17 protein-coding genes are annotated in these 15,707 nt (G+C 70.4%); 8 read left to right on the forward strand and 9 right to left on the reverse strand.

Annotated elements, in window-relative coordinates; genetic code table 11:
- Positions 1-15 precede the first annotated feature (15 nt).
- Complete coding sequence (locus tag ADL25_RS11245; protein WP_059127606.1) at positions 16-486, forward strand: DUF5709 domain-containing protein; 471 nt, start codon at positions 16-18, stop codon at positions 484-486.
- A 34-nt stretch (positions 487-520) separates the two neighbouring features.
- Positions 521-796 (forward strand): type B 50S ribosomal protein L31, encoded by a 276-nt coding sequence (locus tag ADL25_RS11250; RefSeq protein WP_059127527.1) that lies wholly within the window; start codon positions 521-523, stop codon positions 794-796.
- A 25-nt stretch (positions 797-821) separates the two neighbouring features.
- Here the strand turns inward: ADL25_RS11250 and ADL25_RS11255 are convergent, their stop codons facing one another.
- The gene (locus ADL25_RS11255; RefSeq protein WP_059127528.1) at positions 822-1,616 is read right to left on the reverse strand and encodes a metal-dependent hydrolase; all 795 of its coding nucleotides are present in this window, start codon (positions 1,614-1,616) and stop codon (positions 822-824) included.
- A 145-nt stretch (positions 1,617-1,761) separates the two neighbouring features.
- Between ADL25_RS11255 and ADL25_RS11260 the strand changes: the two genes are divergently transcribed.
- Both ADL25_RS11260 and ADL25_RS11265 read left to right on the forward strand, forming a co-directional pair.
- Positions 1,762-4,275 carry a DEAD/DEAH box helicase gene (locus ADL25_RS11260; protein WP_059127529.1) on the forward strand — a complete coding sequence of 838 codons (2,514 nt, stop codon included), beginning with the start codon at positions 1,762-1,764 and terminating at the stop codon, positions 4,273-4,275.
- A gap of 19 nt (positions 4,276-4,294) precedes the next feature.
- Positions 4,295-5,167: an acyl-CoA thioesterase gene (locus ADL25_RS11265; protein ID WP_059127530.1), complete on the forward strand. Its 873-nt coding sequence runs from the start codon at positions 4,295-4,297 to the stop codon at positions 5,165-5,167.
- A 37-nt stretch (positions 5,168-5,204) separates the two neighbouring features.
- Here ADL25_RS11265 and ADL25_RS11270 read toward each other — a convergent pair whose 3' ends face one another.
- Together ADL25_RS11270 and ADL25_RS11275 are read right to left on the reverse strand one after the other, a co-directional pair.
- Positions 5,205-6,140 carry a DUF6397 family protein gene (locus ADL25_RS11270; RefSeq protein WP_059127531.1) on the reverse strand — a complete coding sequence of 312 codons (936 nt, stop codon included), beginning with the start codon at positions 6,138-6,140 and terminating at the stop codon, positions 5,205-5,207.
- A 274-nt stretch (positions 6,141-6,414) separates the two neighbouring features.
- Positions 6,415-6,828: a roadblock/LC7 domain-containing protein gene (locus ADL25_RS11275; protein WP_059127532.1), complete on the reverse strand. Its 414-nt coding sequence runs from the start codon at positions 6,826-6,828 to the stop codon at positions 6,415-6,417.
- A gap of 94 nt (positions 6,829-6,922) precedes the next feature.
- Between ADL25_RS11275 and ADL25_RS11280 the strand changes: the two genes are divergently transcribed.
- Positions 6,923-7,351, forward strand: coding sequence for a PPOX class F420-dependent oxidoreductase (locus ADL25_RS11280; RefSeq protein WP_059127533.1), 429 nt, complete (start codon positions 6,923-6,925; stop codon positions 7,349-7,351).
- Positions 7,352-7,355: 4 nt separating this feature from the next.
- On the opposite strand, the gene ADL25_RS11285 is transcribed toward ADL25_RS11280, so the two are convergent.
- The 5 genes from ADL25_RS11285 to ADL25_RS11305 all read right to left on the reverse strand — a co-directional run bounded on the left by ADL25_RS11285 (position 7,356) and on the right by ADL25_RS11305 (position 12,360).
- On the reverse strand, positions 7,356-7,961 hold the full coding sequence (locus tag ADL25_RS11285; protein WP_059127534.1) for a GTP-binding protein: 606 nt from the start codon (positions 7,959-7,961) through the stop codon (positions 7,356-7,358).
- A gap of 184 nt (positions 7,962-8,145) precedes the next feature.
- On the reverse strand, positions 8,146-8,559 hold the full coding sequence (locus ADL25_RS11290; protein WP_059127535.1) for a DUF742 domain-containing protein: 414 nt from the start codon (positions 8,557-8,559) through the stop codon (positions 8,146-8,148).
- Between the two features lie 19 nt (positions 8,560-8,578).
- The gene (locus ADL25_RS11295; RefSeq protein ID WP_059127536.1) at positions 8,579-9,016 is read right to left on the reverse strand and encodes a roadblock/LC7 domain-containing protein; all 438 of its coding nucleotides are present in this window, start codon (positions 9,014-9,016) and stop codon (positions 8,579-8,581) included.
- Entirely contained in the window at positions 9,013-11,538 is a 2,526-nt protein-coding gene (locus ADL25_RS11300) for a nitrate- and nitrite sensing domain-containing protein (RefSeq protein ID WP_059127537.1), read from the reverse strand. Before ADL25_RS11300 ends, ADL25_RS11295 begins: the two co-directional genes overlap by 4 nt.
- A 48-nt stretch (positions 11,539-11,586) precedes the next feature.
- Entirely contained in the window at positions 11,587-12,360 is a 774-nt protein-coding gene (locus ADL25_RS11305; RefSeq protein ID WP_059127538.1) for an MHYT domain-containing protein, read from the reverse strand.
- A 152-nt stretch (positions 12,361-12,512) separates the two neighbouring features.
- Here ADL25_RS11305 and ADL25_RS11310 point away from each other — a divergent pair, with 152 nt between their 5' ends.
- Positions 12,513-13,112 carry a class I SAM-dependent methyltransferase gene (locus ADL25_RS11310; protein ID WP_059127539.1) on the forward strand — a complete coding sequence of 200 codons (600 nt, stop codon included), beginning with the start codon at positions 12,513-12,515 and terminating at the stop codon, positions 13,110-13,112.
- A gap of 209 nt (positions 13,113-13,321) precedes the next feature.
- Here ADL25_RS11310 and ADL25_RS11315 read toward each other — a convergent pair whose 3' ends face one another.
- Complete coding sequence (locus ADL25_RS11315; protein ID WP_059127540.1) at positions 13,322-14,227, reverse strand: oxygenase MpaB family protein; 906 nt, start codon at positions 14,225-14,227, stop codon at positions 13,322-13,324.
- Positions 14,228-14,324: 97 nt separating this feature from the next.
- Between ADL25_RS11315 and ADL25_RS11320 the strand changes: the two genes are divergently transcribed.
- Positions 14,325-14,621: a hypothetical protein gene (locus ADL25_RS11320; RefSeq protein ID WP_059127541.1), complete on the forward strand. Its 297-nt coding sequence runs from the start codon at positions 14,325-14,327 to the stop codon at positions 14,619-14,621.
- A 132-nt stretch (positions 14,622-14,753) separates the two neighbouring features.
- Positions 14,754-15,596, forward strand: coding sequence for a hypothetical protein (locus ADL25_RS11325; RefSeq protein WP_059127542.1), 843 nt, complete (start codon positions 14,754-14,756; stop codon positions 15,594-15,596).
- The last annotated feature ends 111 nt before the right edge of the window (positions 15,597-15,707 follow it).

Raw genomic sequence — 15,707 nt, forward strand, 5'->3', positions numbered from 1 at the left:
TATCTGGAGGTACCCGTGGACAGCACCGACGGTTGGGGAGACGACGTCTACCAGCCCGACGGATCCGAGGTGCAGGACGACGCGGGGCTGCTCGACTCCGAGGACACCCTGCTCGCCGACGGGGTCGGCGACCCTCTCGACCGGGGCTGGTCGCCACCGGAGCGGCCCTGGGCCGTGGATCACGTGGGAGTGACCGCGTCCGAGGGGCACCGTGGGGAAACCCTGGACGAACGGCTCTCCGAGGAACTCCCGGACATCGCGATCCCCGACGGCGACGGTATCGGGGACTGGATGGACGGCGACGGGGAACCTCTGGACAGCGAGGTCGGCGACGTTCGCTCGGGCCGCCTCGTCGCTCCCGGTGAGGGGGCGCACGAGGACGAGGAGAGCGGTCTGATCGCGAGCGACGTCGGCATCGACGGTGCGGCGGCGTCGGCCGAGGAGGCTGCCGTGCACATCGTCGACGAGGACACCTCGTTCAGCTGACACCGCCGGTCCCCCGCCACCCAGGGAGCAGCCCATGCAGCAGGACAAGCACCCCGACTACCACCCCGTCGTCTTCCGCGACCGCGCCGCCGGATACGCCTTTCTCACGCGATCCACCGCGAGCAGCGACGAGACCATCGAGTGGGACGACGGAGAGACGTACCCGGTCGTGGACGTCGAGATCTCGTCCGAGAGCCATCCCTTCTACACGGGCAAGGCGCGGACCGTGGACACGGAGGGCCGCGTCGCCCGGTTCGAGCGTCGGTACGGCGGCGCGGAGCAGCAGGGCGGCCGGGAGGCGGACCGGTAGGCAGCCCGCCGTACCCCGGCCCCGGTCAGATGACGTTGAGGGCCGCCGCGCAGCCCACCCCGCCGAGCACCATGAAGACCGGCATCAGCACCTTCAGCTCGACCCAGCTGCCGGCGCGGAACCGCATCACCTTCGGCGGGCCCAGGGGGTACCAGCGCTTGCGGCCCACGGGTATGGGCCACAGGATCGGGCAGCCCGAGACCGTGAGCGCGTCACCGATGTCGTGCACCAGGGCACCCAGGACGATCGGCATGCCGAGCCACAGATACTGCTGGCCCGGCTCCGCGAACAGCCAGTCGGAGCCGTTGCCGGGCTTGTCGAGTACGCCCGCGAGGATCCAGGCGCTCGTCGCCGCCAGCAGCCACACCAGGACATCGCTGCTCGAACCGCGTGCCGCCCGCCAGAGCAGCCCCTCGATGGCGAGCACCATGTGCACGAAGAGGATGGCCAGCACCGCCCAGCGGCCGCCCGTGATGGCGAGGACGGAGGTGCCGGCACCGATCAGCACCGCCCACAGCCACGTGTGCGTCAAGGTGCGGTGACCGCCGGACCTGCGCGGGTCCCCCGCCTTCCTGGTCCCCTTGTAGACGGCGTAGGACAGCTTGTCGACGATCTCGCACACCCAGCGGGAGATCGGTCCGAAGGACCGCGAGATGGTGGCCGCCTTGTGGTCCAGATCCGGAGCCAGCGCGGCGCCCGCGCAGATCAGGGCCCCGACCAGGAGCACCGGCCAGGGCATCGGGTGGCCCGCCGCGGCGGCCGCGGCCCCGACCCCGAGCCAGGCCGCGGCCCCCGACAGTGAGTGTGCTGGTCCCATCATGGCCGCTTCCCGCCCCATTCTTCTTTTCGCGCTGCCCAGTTGCCGGTGTGCGCTGACGCCTCGTAGGCGCCACAGCGTAGCGTTCGTGATCTTCCAACCGGCATCCGATTCCCCCATCCGCTGCCCGGGCAGGCAAGATGGGGGCGTGACCCTCATCGATCAGCTCCCGCAGACCGCAGACCCCGACGCTCTCTACGAAGCCTTCGAGTCGTGGGCCGGGGAGCGCGGTCTCACCCTCTATCCCCATCAGGAGGAGGCACTGATCGAGGCGGTCTCGGGAGCGAACGTGATCGTTTCCACGCCGACCGGCTCCGGCAAGAGCATGATCGCCGCCGGTGCGCACTTCGCCGCTCTCGCCCGGGACGAGGTCACCTTCTACACGGCGCCGATCAAGGCGCTGGTCTCGGAGAAGTTCTTCGAGCTGTGCAAGCTCTTCGGCACGGAGAACGTCGGCATGCTCACCGGCGACGCCTCCGTCAACGCGGACGCCCCTGTGATCTGCTGCACAGCCGAGGTCCTCGCATCCATCGCGTTGCGCGACGGCAGGCAGGCCGATGTCGGCCAGGTGGTCATGGACGAGTTCCACTTCTACGCCGAGGGCGACCGCGGCTGGGCGTGGCAGATCCCGATCCTGGAGCTGCCGCAGGCGCAGTTCATCCTGATGTCGGCGACCCTCGGCGACGTCTCGATGTTCGAGAAGGACCTGACCCGCCGCACCGGGCGGCCGACCACGGTGGTGCGCTCCGCGACCCGTCCCGTCCCGCTTTCCTACGAGTACCGGCTGACCCCCCTCACCGAGACGCTCACCGACCTCCTGGACAGCCGGCAGGCCCCGGTCTACATCGTCCACTTCACGCAGGCGCAGGCCGTGGAACGGGCCCAGGCGCTGATGAGCATCAACATGTGCTCGCGCGAGGAGAAGGACGAGATCGCCGCGCTGATCGGCAACTTCCGTTTCACCACCAAGTTCGGCCGCAACCTCTCCCGTTATGTACGGCACGGCATCGGCGTCCATCACGCCGGCATGCTGCCCAAGTACCGCCGCCTGGTGGAGAAGCTGGCCCAGGCCGGTCTGTTGAAAGTCATCTGCGGCACGGACACCCTGGGCGTCGGCGTCAACGTCCCCATCCGCACCGTGCTGTTCACCGCGCTGACCAAGTACGACGGAAGCCGGGTCCGCACCCTGCGCGCCCGTGAGTTCCACCAGATCGCGGGACGCGCCGGGCGCGCCGGCTTCGACACGGCGGGCCTGGTCGTGGCGCAGGCGCCGGAGCACGTCATCGAGAACGAGAAGGCACTCGCCAAGGCCGGCGACGATCCGAAGAAGCGCCGCAAGGTGGTGCGCAAGAAGGCACCGGAGGGCTTCGTCGGCTGGACGGAGAACACCTTCGAGAAGCTGATCGCCTCCGAGCCCGAGCCGCTCACCTCCCGCTTCCGGGTCACCCACACGATGCTTCTGTCGGTGATCGCCCGGCCGGGCAATGCCTTCGAGGCCATGCGCCATCTGCTGGAGGACAACCACGAGCCGCGCAAGCAGCAGCTGCGTCACATCCGGCGGGCGATCGCGATCTACCGCTCGCTGCTGGACGGCGGCATCGTCGAGAAGCTCGATCAGCCGGACGCCACGGGTCGTATCGTGCGCCTCACGGTCGATCTCCAGCAGGACTTCGCGCTCAACCAGCCGCTGTCCACCTTCGCGCTGGCCGCCTTCGAGCTCCTCGACCCTGAGTCCCCTTCCTACGCGCTCGACATGGTCTCGGTCGTCGAGTCCACCCTCGACGACCCACGGCAGATCCTGGTCGCCCAGCAGAACAAGGCGCGCGGTGAGGCCGTGGCGGCGATGAAGGCGGACGGTGTCGAGTACGAGGAGCGCATGGAGCGGCTCCAGGACGTGACCTACCCCAAGCCGCTCGAGGAACTGCTCTTCCACGCCTACAACACCTACCGCAAGAGCCACCCGTGGGTCGGCGACCATCCGCTGTCGCCGAAGTCGGTCATCCGCGACATGTACGAGCGGGCGATGTCCTTCACCGAGTTCGTCTCCTTCTACGAGCTCGCCCGTACCGAGGGGATCGTGCTGCGTTACCTGGCCAGCGCCTACAAGGCCCTGGAGCACACCGTCCCCGACGACCTGAAGTCGGACGATCTGGAGGACCTGATCGCCTGGCTCGGTGAGATGGTGCGCCAGGTGGACTCCAGCCTGCTCGACGAGTGGGAGCAGCTGGCCAACCCCGAGGAACTGACGGCCGAGCAGGCCCAGGAGAAGGCCGACGAGGTCAAGCCCGTCACCACGAACGCCAGGGCCTTCCGCGTCCTGGTCCGCAATGCCATGTTCCGCCGGGTGGAGCTCGCCGCTCTGGACCAGGTCGAGGAACTCGGCGAAATGGACGGCGAATCCGGCTGGGACGCCGAGGCGTGGGGCGCGGCGATGGACAAGTACTGGGACGAGTACGACGAGCTCGGCACCGGCCCCGACGCCCGCGGTCCCAAGCTGCTGATGATCGAGCAGGAGCCGGAGCACGGGCTGTGGCGCGTCCGGCAGGCCTTCGCCGATCCGAACGGCGACCACGACTGGGGTATCAGCGCCGAGATCGACCTCGCGGCATCCGATGCGGAGGGCCGTGCCGTCGTCCGGGTCACCGACGTCGGGCAGCTGTGAGCACAGGAGAAACCGATTCATGACGAACCCGGCCGAGAGGCTCGTCGACCTGCTCGACCTGGAGCAGATCGAGCTCAACATCTTCCGTGGCCGCAGCCCGCAGGAGTCCCTGCAGCGGGTCTTCGGCGGCCAGGTGGCCGGCCAGGCCCTGGTCGCCGCCGGCCGCACCACCGACGGCGAACGGCCGGTGCACTCGCTGCACGCGTACTTCCTGCGCCCGGGCATCCCGGGCGTTCCCATCGTGTACCAGGTCGAACGGGTGCGGGACGGCAGGTCGTTCACCACCCGTCGGGTCACCGCCGTACAGCGGGGCCGCACGATCTTCAATCTGACCGCTTCCTTCCACGTGCCTGAAGAGGGGGGCTTCGAGCACCAGCTGCCGCCGGCGCGGGAGGTGCCGGGCCCCGAATCGCTGCCGACGGTGGCCCAGGAGGTCGAGAAGCACCTCGGCACCCTGCCCGAGACGCTGGAGCGGATGGCGCGGCGTCAGCCCTTCGACATCCGCTATGTGGACCGGCTGCGCTGGACCACCGAGGAGATCAAGGACGCGGAACCGCGCAGCGCCGTCTGGATGCGTGCGGTGAGCCCTCTCGGGGACGACTCGCTCGTGCACACCTGCGCGCTCACCTACGCGAGCGACATGACCCTCCTCGACGCCGTCCGGATTCCCGTCGAACCGCTGTGGGGGCCACGGGGCTTCGACATGGCGTCGCTGGACCACGCCATGTGGTTCCACCGGCCGTTCCGCGCGGACGAGTGGTTCCTGTACGACCAGGAGTCCCCGATCGCGGTGGGTGGCCGCGGCCTTGCCCGCGGCCGCATCTACGACATCGAGGGACGGCTGCTCGTCTCGGTCGTCCAGGAAGGGCTGTTCCGCCGACTCGAGCGATGACGCCGGGCGTACACGGCCCCGACCCGGGCGCGCCAGGTCAGGAGCTCCCGCGGCACAACCAGCCGAACATGCCTCGTGAGGAGGTCGGATCCGCCCGCATCGGCGGTTCCTGGGGGGTGCTCACGCCTCCGGGAGGACCGGCCGGCTGCTCGGACGGCGCCCCCGGCGCGGGGCGGTACCGGCGGGCCTCGACGACCGCCTGCGCCAGGTCGGCCCGGAGCCAGCCGATCTCGTCGTCATCGTCCGCCGTCGTGATCCGCGCGGCGATCCGTGCAGCGGGCGAGTCGGGCGATCCCGGTACGGCCTGCGTGGGTCGGAGCCGGTACAACTCGGCACGCTCGTACGGATCGCGGACGGTCTCCTCCACCTGCGCCGGGTCGAGGTGGGAGGCCACCACTGCGGCCTTGGCCCAGAGGTCGTCCGTCTCGCGCAACCGGAATCCGAGGTGGCGGCCCCGCCAGTTGCGGGGCCGCAGATCCAGGCCCCCGTCCAGTTGGTCGCGCACCCCCTGCGGCGTGCGGCCTGCGAGCAGTGGCGCGTTGGCCTCGCCGGTGGCGAACTGCCGCAACTCCTCGGCCAGATACAGCCAGACCACGGCCTGGTAGCGGTTGACGTACCACTTGACCGGCACGATCAGGCCGAGCCGGGCGAAGCGCGTGAACCTGGCGGGGGACACACCCATCAGGGCGGCTCCGTCACGTGTGCCCATCACCTGGACCCGCTTCCGGAGCGAATCCGGGAAGTCCTCCTCGCCTCGCACCCGGTCCAGCTCCGCCCGCGTGACGCGACGGACTCCTGTCTCACCGGGAACGGTCCGCACATAGCCCAGTTGCACAGCGAGCTCGAACTCGCCGCGCTTGAGGTCCAGTTCGCGCACGGCGCCGCTCAGGGCCAGCGATGTGCGCCGGGAAGCGGCACCCGGAGCAGTGCGGGTGGCCTCGGCGACGGTGGACGTGATCGTGTTTCCGGACATGGCGGCTCTCCCCCGTGGAGTCCGTGGCGAGCGCCCAGTGCGTCCGCCTCGGAAAAACCGTAGCCGGATCACCGAATTCCGTTTTCTGCCTGTGGATAACTCGGCGCATCGCCCTTCCTCGCAGGCCCGAGGGGCCGTCCGCGGTGCACGTCCGATGCCGTGTCGACGGTCCGCGAAGTGTTCTTGTCCTGCGCAGGGGGTCAGCCGTGGACGCGCGCCCGCGGGAGACCACAAGCACGCGTGCGGACCGCCCCGGCCGGGATCCGTGGACGGCTCACAGATCGACGGACGGCGCGCGGTCCCGTTCCCGTGACTCCACAGCGAGGTGGTCCCCGACCCGGTTCACGAGCAGCGTCATCTCGTAGGCGATCTGGCCGATATCGGCCTCGGCCGCGCTGAGCACACACAGACAGCTACCCGGGCCCGCGGCGGTGACGAACAGGATCGCGTCATCGAATTCGATCATGGTTTGCCGCACCTGGCCCGCACCGAAGTGGCGGCCCGAGCCCTTGGCCAGGCTGTGCAGACCGGACGAGACCGCGGCCAGGTGCTCGGCGTCCTCCCGCCGCAGCCCTGTGCTCGTTCCGGTCACCAGTCCGTCGTTGGACAACAGCAGCGCATGCCGTATGTACTCCACGCGCTCGGTCAGATCGTCCAGGAGCCAGCCGAGCTCCGTGTTCTGCCCCATTTTCCTCTCTCCCCGTGAAGTCGCTCCTCCTCGCCGGAGGATCCGATCAGCCAGCCTTCACCACAGCCGCCTTCGCGGCAAGCAGGATGGAGGCATGGCACAGAAGATGACCGACGAGGAATGGCGGGCCTTCGTCTCGGACGGCACCCGCACCGGGAAACTCTCCACCGTCCGGGCGGACGGAAGTCCGCACGTGGCACCGATCTGGTTCCTGCTCGATGGCGACGACCTGGTCTTCAACACCGGGAAGGAGACGGTGAAAGGACGGAATCTGGCCAGGGACGGACGCGTCGCCCTGTGCGTGGACGACGACCGGCCGCCGTACGCGTTCGTCGTGCTCCAGGGACGCGCACGGCTGTCGGAGAATCTGGACGAGCTGCGGCACTGGGCGGCCCGGATCGGCGCCCGGTACATGGGTGAGGAACGGGCCGAGGAGTTCGGTGCCCGCAACGGAGTCCCGGGCGAACTCCTCGTGCGGGTCCGCATCGAGAAGGCGCTGGCCTACTCCGCCGTCTCCGAGTAACGCGTCAGCCGACGGAATCCAGCAGCCGGGCGGTGTGCATCCGCCCGGCGTACTCCACCAGCCGGATCAGCACCTCCTTCCCGGAGTCCCGGTCCCGGGCGTCGCACAGCACCACCGGAGTGCCCCGGTCGAGATCGAGGGCACGCGACACGTCGTGGGCGCCGTACGTGCGGGCACCCGCGAAGCAGTTGACCGCCACCACGAACGGGATGTGCCGGTGCTCGAAGTAGTCCACCGCGGGGAAGCAGTCCTCGAGTCGCCGGGTGTCCGCGAGGACGACGGCGCCGAGGGCGCCCTGGGACAGTTCGTCCCACAGGAACCAGAAGCGGTCCTGGCCCGGCGTGCCGAAGAGGTACAGCGAGAGCCCGGACCGGATGGTGATCCGCCCGAAGTCCATGGCGACCGTCGTCGTGACCTTCTGGTCCACTCCGTCGGTGTCGTCGACGGACTGGCCGGCCTCGCTCAGCAGCTCCTCCGTGCGCAGGGGCCTGATCTCGCTGACCGCACCCACCAAGGTCGTCTTGCCCACGCCGAATCCGCCGGCGACCAGTATCTTCAACGCCAGGGCGGTCATTTCGTCCTCGGAGGCGTCGGAGTGCTCGGAGACCATCGATCACTTCTCTCGGGAGTGCCGGCAACGGTCGATGTCAGTACATCCGTGCGGAGTCAGCATCATGACAACTGCAACCCGCCCGCGAGGCCTTGGACCGGTATTTGACCGATCTGACCACTTGCGGCCCATTCGGTTCCGGAATCGGCGCACATCGCGGCGCGAGGTGGATCCGGTGCACCGTCTAAAGGGCCCTCAACCCCTCGATGACCTCGCGCAGAATCCGTTCGTCGGGCAGCTGGGCCGGCGGTACGGGGCGCGAGACCGTGACACAGCCGAGCTCCAGCAGATCCCCCAGCAGCACACGCACGACGCCCACCGGAAGGTCGGCGTCCGCGGCCAGCTCGGCGACGGACTGCGTCTCGATGCGGCACAGATCGATGAGGGAACGGTGCTCCGGACCCAGTGAGGCGTCGTCGACCCCGTCCAGCGCCCCGATGTCGAGGGAGACGAGGGCGATGAGGTCGAAGCGCACCCCGCTGGGTCCCGGTGCGGTACGCCCGCCCGTCATCGCATAGGGACGGACGAGCGGTCCCGCCTCGTTGTCGTACCACTGGCTGCCCGGCCCGTCCGGAGCGCCTGTCCGGTCGTCGGTCATCTGCGACCGCCCTCGGCCGTCATCCGGCGGCGGGCGGCCCGGCGGACGCCCTTGGCGGGGTGTAGAGGTGCTCGCCGACACGCTTCACCAACCGTGCCATCTCGTACGCCACCAGACCGATGTCTGCCGTGACGGCGGTGAGAACGGCCAGACAGGATCCGTCGCCCGCGGCCGCCACGAAGAGGAAGCCGTCGTCCATCTCGACCATCGTCTGGCGGACTCCGCCGACACCGAAGTGCCGGCCCGCACCCTTGGCGAGGCTGTGGAAGCCGGAGGCGACGGCGGCGAGGTGCTCGGCGTCCTCACGGCTCAGATCGGAGGAGGCGCCCACCGCCAGTCCGTCGTTCGAAAGCACCACGGTGTGTCGCACTTCCTTGACGCGCACCACCAAGTCGTCCAGCAACCAGTCGAGTTCGCCCGACCGCTGGGCGGTCCTCATACCGGGGTCCTGGATCATGCAGGGTCTCCTTCGCTGCTGTCGCCGACGTGTCCTGCCGCCCGCCCGGCTGCGCGGCCCCCGCCACGCACCCAGCCTTCGCGATAGGCCGCCATGCGGTCCCGTACCAGTTCGGGTGTGCGCTCGTCGTCGCGCACCGGGCCCCGGGGGCCCGTGGTCGGTTCCTGCTCGCTCTGCTTGCGCAGCTGGGGGGCGAGGCTTGCCTGCCGTACACGCCGCGGCAGGTCCTCGGAGCCCTCCGAGTCGTCCCCGCTGCGGTGCAGCCTCAGCGTGGTGACCCCGGGTGGCGCCTTGTCCGGTGGGGCTCCGGCGGACGTCCGCATGCCGGCCGGGGCAGGGCCCGCCAACGCGGGCCGCTCCTCGGCCTGTTCCACCGGCTCTTTGCTGCGCACAACGGCGGCCACGGGCGCGTGCTCGTGGCCCTCGTGCCGCTCGGCTTCGGCCGGCCGGGCGGGACGCCCCTCCGCCCCGTGGTGCAGCAGCGCGGTCGGCAGCAGGACGACAGCGGTGGTGCCGCCGTAGGGCGAGGTCTGCAGATGTACCTTGATCCCGTGCCGGGCGGCGAGCCGGCTGACCACGAAGAGGCCGAGCCGGTCGCTGTCGAACAGGTCGAGCGCCTCGGACTGCTCGATACGCCGGTTGGCCTCGGTCAGGGTCTCCCTGCCCATGCCGAGTCCCCGGTCCTCGACCTCGATGGCATAGCCGTTGCCGACGGGCTCCCCGCTGACGCGCACGCGCGTGTGGGGAGGCGAGAACTGGGCGGCGTTCTCGATGATCTCGGCGAGCAGATGCGTGAGGTCCGCCACCGCAGAACCGGTCACCGAGGCTTCGGGGAGGCGTCGCACCTCCACGCGCGCATAGTCCTCGACTTCGGAGACGGCGGCCCGTACGACGTTGGTCAGTGAGACGGGCATGCGCCAGGCACGGCCGGGCGCGGCTCCGGAGAGGATGATCAGACTCTCGGCATGGCGCCGCATGCGTGTGGTGAGGTGGTCGAGCCGGAAGAGGTCGCTCAGCTCGCTCGGGTCCTCGGAGCGGCGCTCCATGCTGTCGAGCAGGCTGAGCTGACGATGCACCAGAACCTGGCTGCGCCGGGCCAGGTTGACGAACACGCCGGAGATTCCGCTGGCGAGCTCCGCGCGTTCGGCCGCGGCGCGCAGGGCCGCGCGGTGCACGGTGCCCAGCGCCTCGGCGACCTGTCCCGTCTCGTCCTCGGCGGACAGTCCCGGCGGCGCCTCCGCATCGACGTCGATCTCCTCCCCGGCACGCAACTTGCGCATGGCCTCGGGCAGTTTGCGCCGCGCGATCTCCAGGGCGCCGTTGCGCAGGCTGACCAGTTCGACGACGAGTCCCCGTCCGATCCTGACGGAGATGACGAGCGAGGCGGCGACGGCGACGAGCCCCAGCAGGACCGCGGCACCGGCGGGGGTGAGCACACCGCGCGTGAACGGGTCCGCCCGGTCCGCCACTCCTCGGCCCGCGTCCGTCTCGATGGCCCGCATTCCGCCCTGCACGCGCGTGTGCGCCGGGGTCCAGGTGGCCGCGGGCGCCGCGCCGACGGCCTGGGCACCGGGCTTCCCGGCCAGCACCTTGTCCTCGACCGCGCCGAGGTCGGCGTATGCGTCGCTCCTGGCGATCCGCTGCCAGGCGGCCTGTTCCGAACCGCGCAGGTCCGCCACGGCGGATTCGGTCAGCGTCCGCCGGGTGTCCACGGCGCCCGTGAACAACCTCAGACGTTCGCCGTCGAGAGTGCCCGCTAGGCGGGCGCTCGTGAGGACGGCGTCCTCCTGGGCGAGCGACTCGCCCGCGCGGGAGAACTCCAGCAGCACGCGCGCGTCGGAGCCGAGGTCGGCGTCCTGGACGTCGGTGAGCGCGCCGCCCACCGCGAAGGCCGTGGCGATGGTCCTGGTGTACTGCCCGTACGTCTCGTCCCAGCCGACGCGATGGGCGAGAAGGTCGCCCCGCAGGGAGCGCAGTGCTTCGGCGCCGGTGACGAAGGTCTCGAGCCTGCCGGGGAGGCCGGAAGGCAGATCGGCACCGTCGGCGACCGTGTTGCGGTCACCGAGCCGCAACTTGGCCACGGCACGGTCGGTCCGGCCGGCCAGGGCCTTCAGGTCGTCCGGACGCTCGGCGGCAGGGTCGGTCGCATAACGCACGGCGGCCACGCGTTCGGCCTGGATCGCGGCCACGGCGTCGGCGAGCGGGGCGCGAACCATGGAGTCCACACGTTGGAGCCGGCGCAGCCCTGCGATGTCCTGGGCCGTGGTGACGGTGGCGTAGGCCCACAGGGCGAGCAGGGAGATCACGGGCACCATCAGCAGGCAGACGATCTTCGCCCGGACGGTACGGGGGCGGATGTGCCGGCGTCCCGCCCGCACGGGCGGATCGGACTCCGTGCCCCTCGGCTCGTCGGTCTCGGGGCGCTCGTCGGCCGGCGGGCCGGCGTGCGCCCTTCGGCCGCGCACCGGAGGCGCGGGGTTCGGTCCGGCACCGGCCGTGCGGGCCCTACGGGATGTTCGCATGAACTCCTCGCTCGGAGAGTGTCGGGAACGTGTCGTCCGGGCCCGCGGTCAGTGGGCCGCGCTCTCGACGGGTCGCTGGGCCGACGCGGAAGCCTCGCGCTCCCCGGCTGTCGGCGACAGGGCGACGAACGCCGAGGTGAGGAAGAGATAGGACCCGAGGCCGACGGCGAGGGGGAAGATGAACTGCATCGCCGTGGCCCCGGGAAGGGACGCGCCGGACGGAGTGACATGAACGCTCACTGCGAACATTCCGGTGTAGTGCATGCTGCTGACCGCCGCGCCCATGACGAGCGAGGCGACGGTGACCGCGACGGGCGACTTGATGTTCAGTCCGGCCCACAGGGCCGCCGTCGCCGCGACGACGGCGATCAGTACGGAAAGCCCCACCATCAGCGGGTCGTAGTGCACCGCCCCGTGCAGCCGCAGCGCCGCCATGCCGAGGTAGTGCATGCTGGCGACGCCGAGGCCGGTGGTGAGGCCGCCCAGGACGAGGGCCCGGCCGCGGTCACGGCTGTAGCCGACGGCGAAGACGCCGGCACCGACGACGATCATGGCTACGAGCAGGCTGAGGATGGTCAGCGGCACGTCGTAGCGGATCTCGGTACCGGTGGTGGCGAAACCGAGCATGGCCACGAAGTGCATGGTCCAGATGCCCGTGCCGATCGCCGAGGCCGCGGTGAGGAGCCAGTTGCGACGCGACCTGCCGGTGGCGCTCAGCGCGCGAACCGTACAGCGCAGCCCGAGGGCCGCGCCTATGCACGCCATCACGTATGACAGCAAGGGTGTCAGCCAGCCGAATGCGGCGTGGTCCATGTGTCCCATGGCCACGGGACGCTAGTCGGAGCGCGAGCGCACAGAGGGGGCGCATTTCGAAAGGTGTTGCAATCTGACACAGTCAGGCCCTGGAACGATCGCATCACGCTCGAACATGTGCACTGCGGCACCGTTCGTGGGGGTGAGGAATCATGGGGAACATGAGCGACGACCACACACACGTCCAGGAGTTCTTCGGGGCGCGTGCGGCCGACTGGGATGCGCGATTCCCCGACGACGGTCCGGCGTACGCCGCGGCGGTCGACGGTCTCGGACTGCGCTCGGGTGATCGCGTGCTCGACGCGGGCTGCGGCACGGGCCGGGCCCTCACGCCGCTGCGTGCCGCCGTAGGGGCCTCAGGGGTCGTCCTCGGCGCCGATCTCACCCCGGCCATGCTGGAGGCCGCCGTGCGGGCCGGACGCGACCGCGACGGCCTGCTGCTGCTCGCCGACGTGGCCGCGCTCCCTGTCCGGACGGGATCCCTGGACGCGGTGTTCGCGGCCGGTCTGATCGCCCACCTGCCGCGTCCCACCGAGAATCTGCGGGAGTTGGCCCGGGTGGTGCGGCCCGGCGGTCTTCTCGCGCTGTTCCATCCGATCGGGCGGGCGGCGCTCGCGGCCCGGCAAGGCCGGCAGATCACCCCCGACGATCTGCGCGCCGAGGCGAACCTCGGCCCTCTGCTGGCCGGTTCGGGCTGGCGGATGACGTCGTACGTCGACGAGGACTCACGTTTCCTCGCCGTGGCCGTCCGCGCGGGCTGAGCCGCAGCCGGGGAGCCACCTCCGCCACGAGCACGTCCGGGTCGCCGGACATGGCGTTGAACCCGGCACGCACACCGCGTCCTCGGCCTCCGGGCCCTGGCCGTCGCTCAGTTCGCCGTTCGATCGGCGGGCCGCCCCTTTTGGCACGGACTGCGCCATCGCGCAGGCCACCGCCCGGGCCGATTCGCCCCCTACTGCCGACGTCCGGCTCACTCGGGCGGAAGGCCTGCCGCATCGCCCGTCCGCCGGACCGGACATCCCTGGACACCAGGGACGGGACGGGTCCCCAGAGCGGCGACGCGGAAGCCGTTCGGATAGCCCTTGATCTCCGGGTTCTGCCGTGCGAAGTGGGGAGCGCGCCGTGGAGGCATGAGGCGTACGAGACGGCCCCGGACACGGACCGCGCGGCGCACCGACGCACGCGTGGCGGCACTCGGCGGCTCGTACCGGAAGGCTTCGAGGAGCGAGTCGTCGAGCAGGGCGAGCGTCGCCAGGCGAACCACGGGAGCCAGCGCGCGCGGGTACCAGGAGGCCATCAGGTCCAGGGTCGCGTCGGAAACGCGCCGGGCTCCCGCGTCCGTCCCGAAGTGGGCCTCCTCGTAGGCGTCGAGGAAGGTCTCGAACTCCTCGTAGGTCTCCGGGATGTCCTTGATGCCCATGTACCGCCCGAGGGTGCGGTAGTACACGACGGATGCGACCGTCTCGTGCCGGGAAAGCCTGCGCCATCCGTAGGCGTCGATCCATCGCTTCGGCGTCACCACGAAGGTGCACAGCACGTACCGCATGTCGTCGTCGGCGATGTCGTAGCTGTAGTGCATCTGGTTGATGCGCTGGATCGCGGTGCGTCCCTGTTCGCCGTCGAAGCCGTGCTCCACGATGGTGCCGAGCAGCAGCGCGGTGTCGTCGTAGCGCTTCTGGGTCCGTTCGGTGAGCTCACCGGTCTCCGCGAGCAGACGACCGATACGGGGGACGGCGTAGGTGCGGTAGAGAGCCAGTTCCAGGGCACGGGTGTAGTCCCAGGGGAACTCGTAGGCGGTGCTGAGCCGGTAGATCTCCAGGGCGTCCTTCTCAGGATCCAGACGCCTGATCCGTTCGAGTCGATCGAATCGCTTCACTGTCCTGTCCCCCTTCTGCCATCGCGGCTTCGACCTTAGGTTGAGAGCAGCAGATGCACGTCGAAGAAGGCAACCGCGAGGGGGAAGGTGGCCCGGCATGTTCGACAGGATCCGCACATCGGTCGGCAGACTCGTCAAGTCCCTGCGCCTGGAGGAGCCCGCAGGCGGCGAGAAGCGCACGCACAACCTCTTCGAGGCGGCCTCCGAGTATGTCGCGGCGTGTGCCGAGGACGACCGGGACCGGATGGACGAGGTCTCGACCTGGGTCTCTCCGGAGGCGCTGTCGTTCGGCGTGAGCGAGCTTGCCTGCCGCGCGGTCATCGCCCTTGCGCGGGAGCGCGACGAGTCACCGCGGGCGGTCGCGCGCACGCTTCTCGGTCTGCCCGCCGCCTAGTGCGGACTTTCCTCCGGTCGATTCGCCCGGTCCGGCCTGACACGTGCGGCTCTTCATGGAATTCGCACTCGTGACAAGTGGCTCGCGGGCGCATTAAGGTGCGCCGACGGACGAAAGCTTGGGGAGGATGGCATGGCCGGGACGGACGAGGACGCCGTCGCCGCCGAGGACGACGCGCTGTATGTGCTGACGGCGATTCTGTTGACGCCCGCGCAGTTCCCGAGCGTGCTGGGCGACGACTTTCCTGAGGCCTGCGCGGCTCTCGACCTGCCACCCGTCGCCGACGGATACGGGCTCGTGCTCGGCCAGGACGGCGATGGGGCGCGCTGGACGGTGGTGGTCGACGACGTCTCGCTCGTGGCCGTGGCGATCGCGTCCTGGGACTGCGGCATGGAGTACGACCTGTCGCCCGACGAGCGGTCGGTCGTGGCCGCTCTGCCGGGCTGGCCGCTGGCCGTGGCCGTCGCGGCGCCCAACGTGCCCGCACCCCACGACCCCGGTCCCGAACTCGTCGACCGCAGGCCGCTCGCGCCACCGGACACCGAGGCCTGGGGGCCCGCACAACGGCGTCTGGGTGCCGACGACATCGCACTGCGGTGGGCCGTCTGGCGCGAGCAGCTCGACGACAACGCCTTCGCACCCGCAGACGACGGGACGAAGGCCGAGAAGGGAGTCGAGCCGGCCGAGGTCGTGGGCGAGAGCAGGCTCAGCACCGGCGTCCGCCGCGTCCTCGCCGAAGCACGCGCATACGTGGACGCCCCTCCGCCGCTGGGACGTGTGCGGTCCTCGTTCGCTTCGGGAGACGCGCGCATCCTCCGCGCCGACGGGCCCGGCTGGTCCATGATCGCCCGGACCGACGACATCGCGTTCGTCCTCCTGGACGAGGAACCCGGCGAGGTGGTCCCCGTGGGCCGGGGCCCGGAGCTGCCGAGCCTGCTGGCGGCCCTCGACAAGATGGCGGTACGCCCGCTCTGAGACGTCCGGCGCATCGGGATGGATCAGCGGCCGGCCGCCAGGGGCGCGTTGTGTGCCCCCATAGGGCCCGCCACGTCCCTGTGGCCCGCACCCATGGTCGGCGGACTCCCG

It is taken from the genome of Streptomyces sp. NRRL F-5122 (assembly GCF_001507435.1).
Taxonomy (GTDB): domain Bacteria; phylum Actinomycetota; class Actinomycetes; order Streptomycetales; family Streptomycetaceae; genus Streptomyces; species Streptomyces lannensis.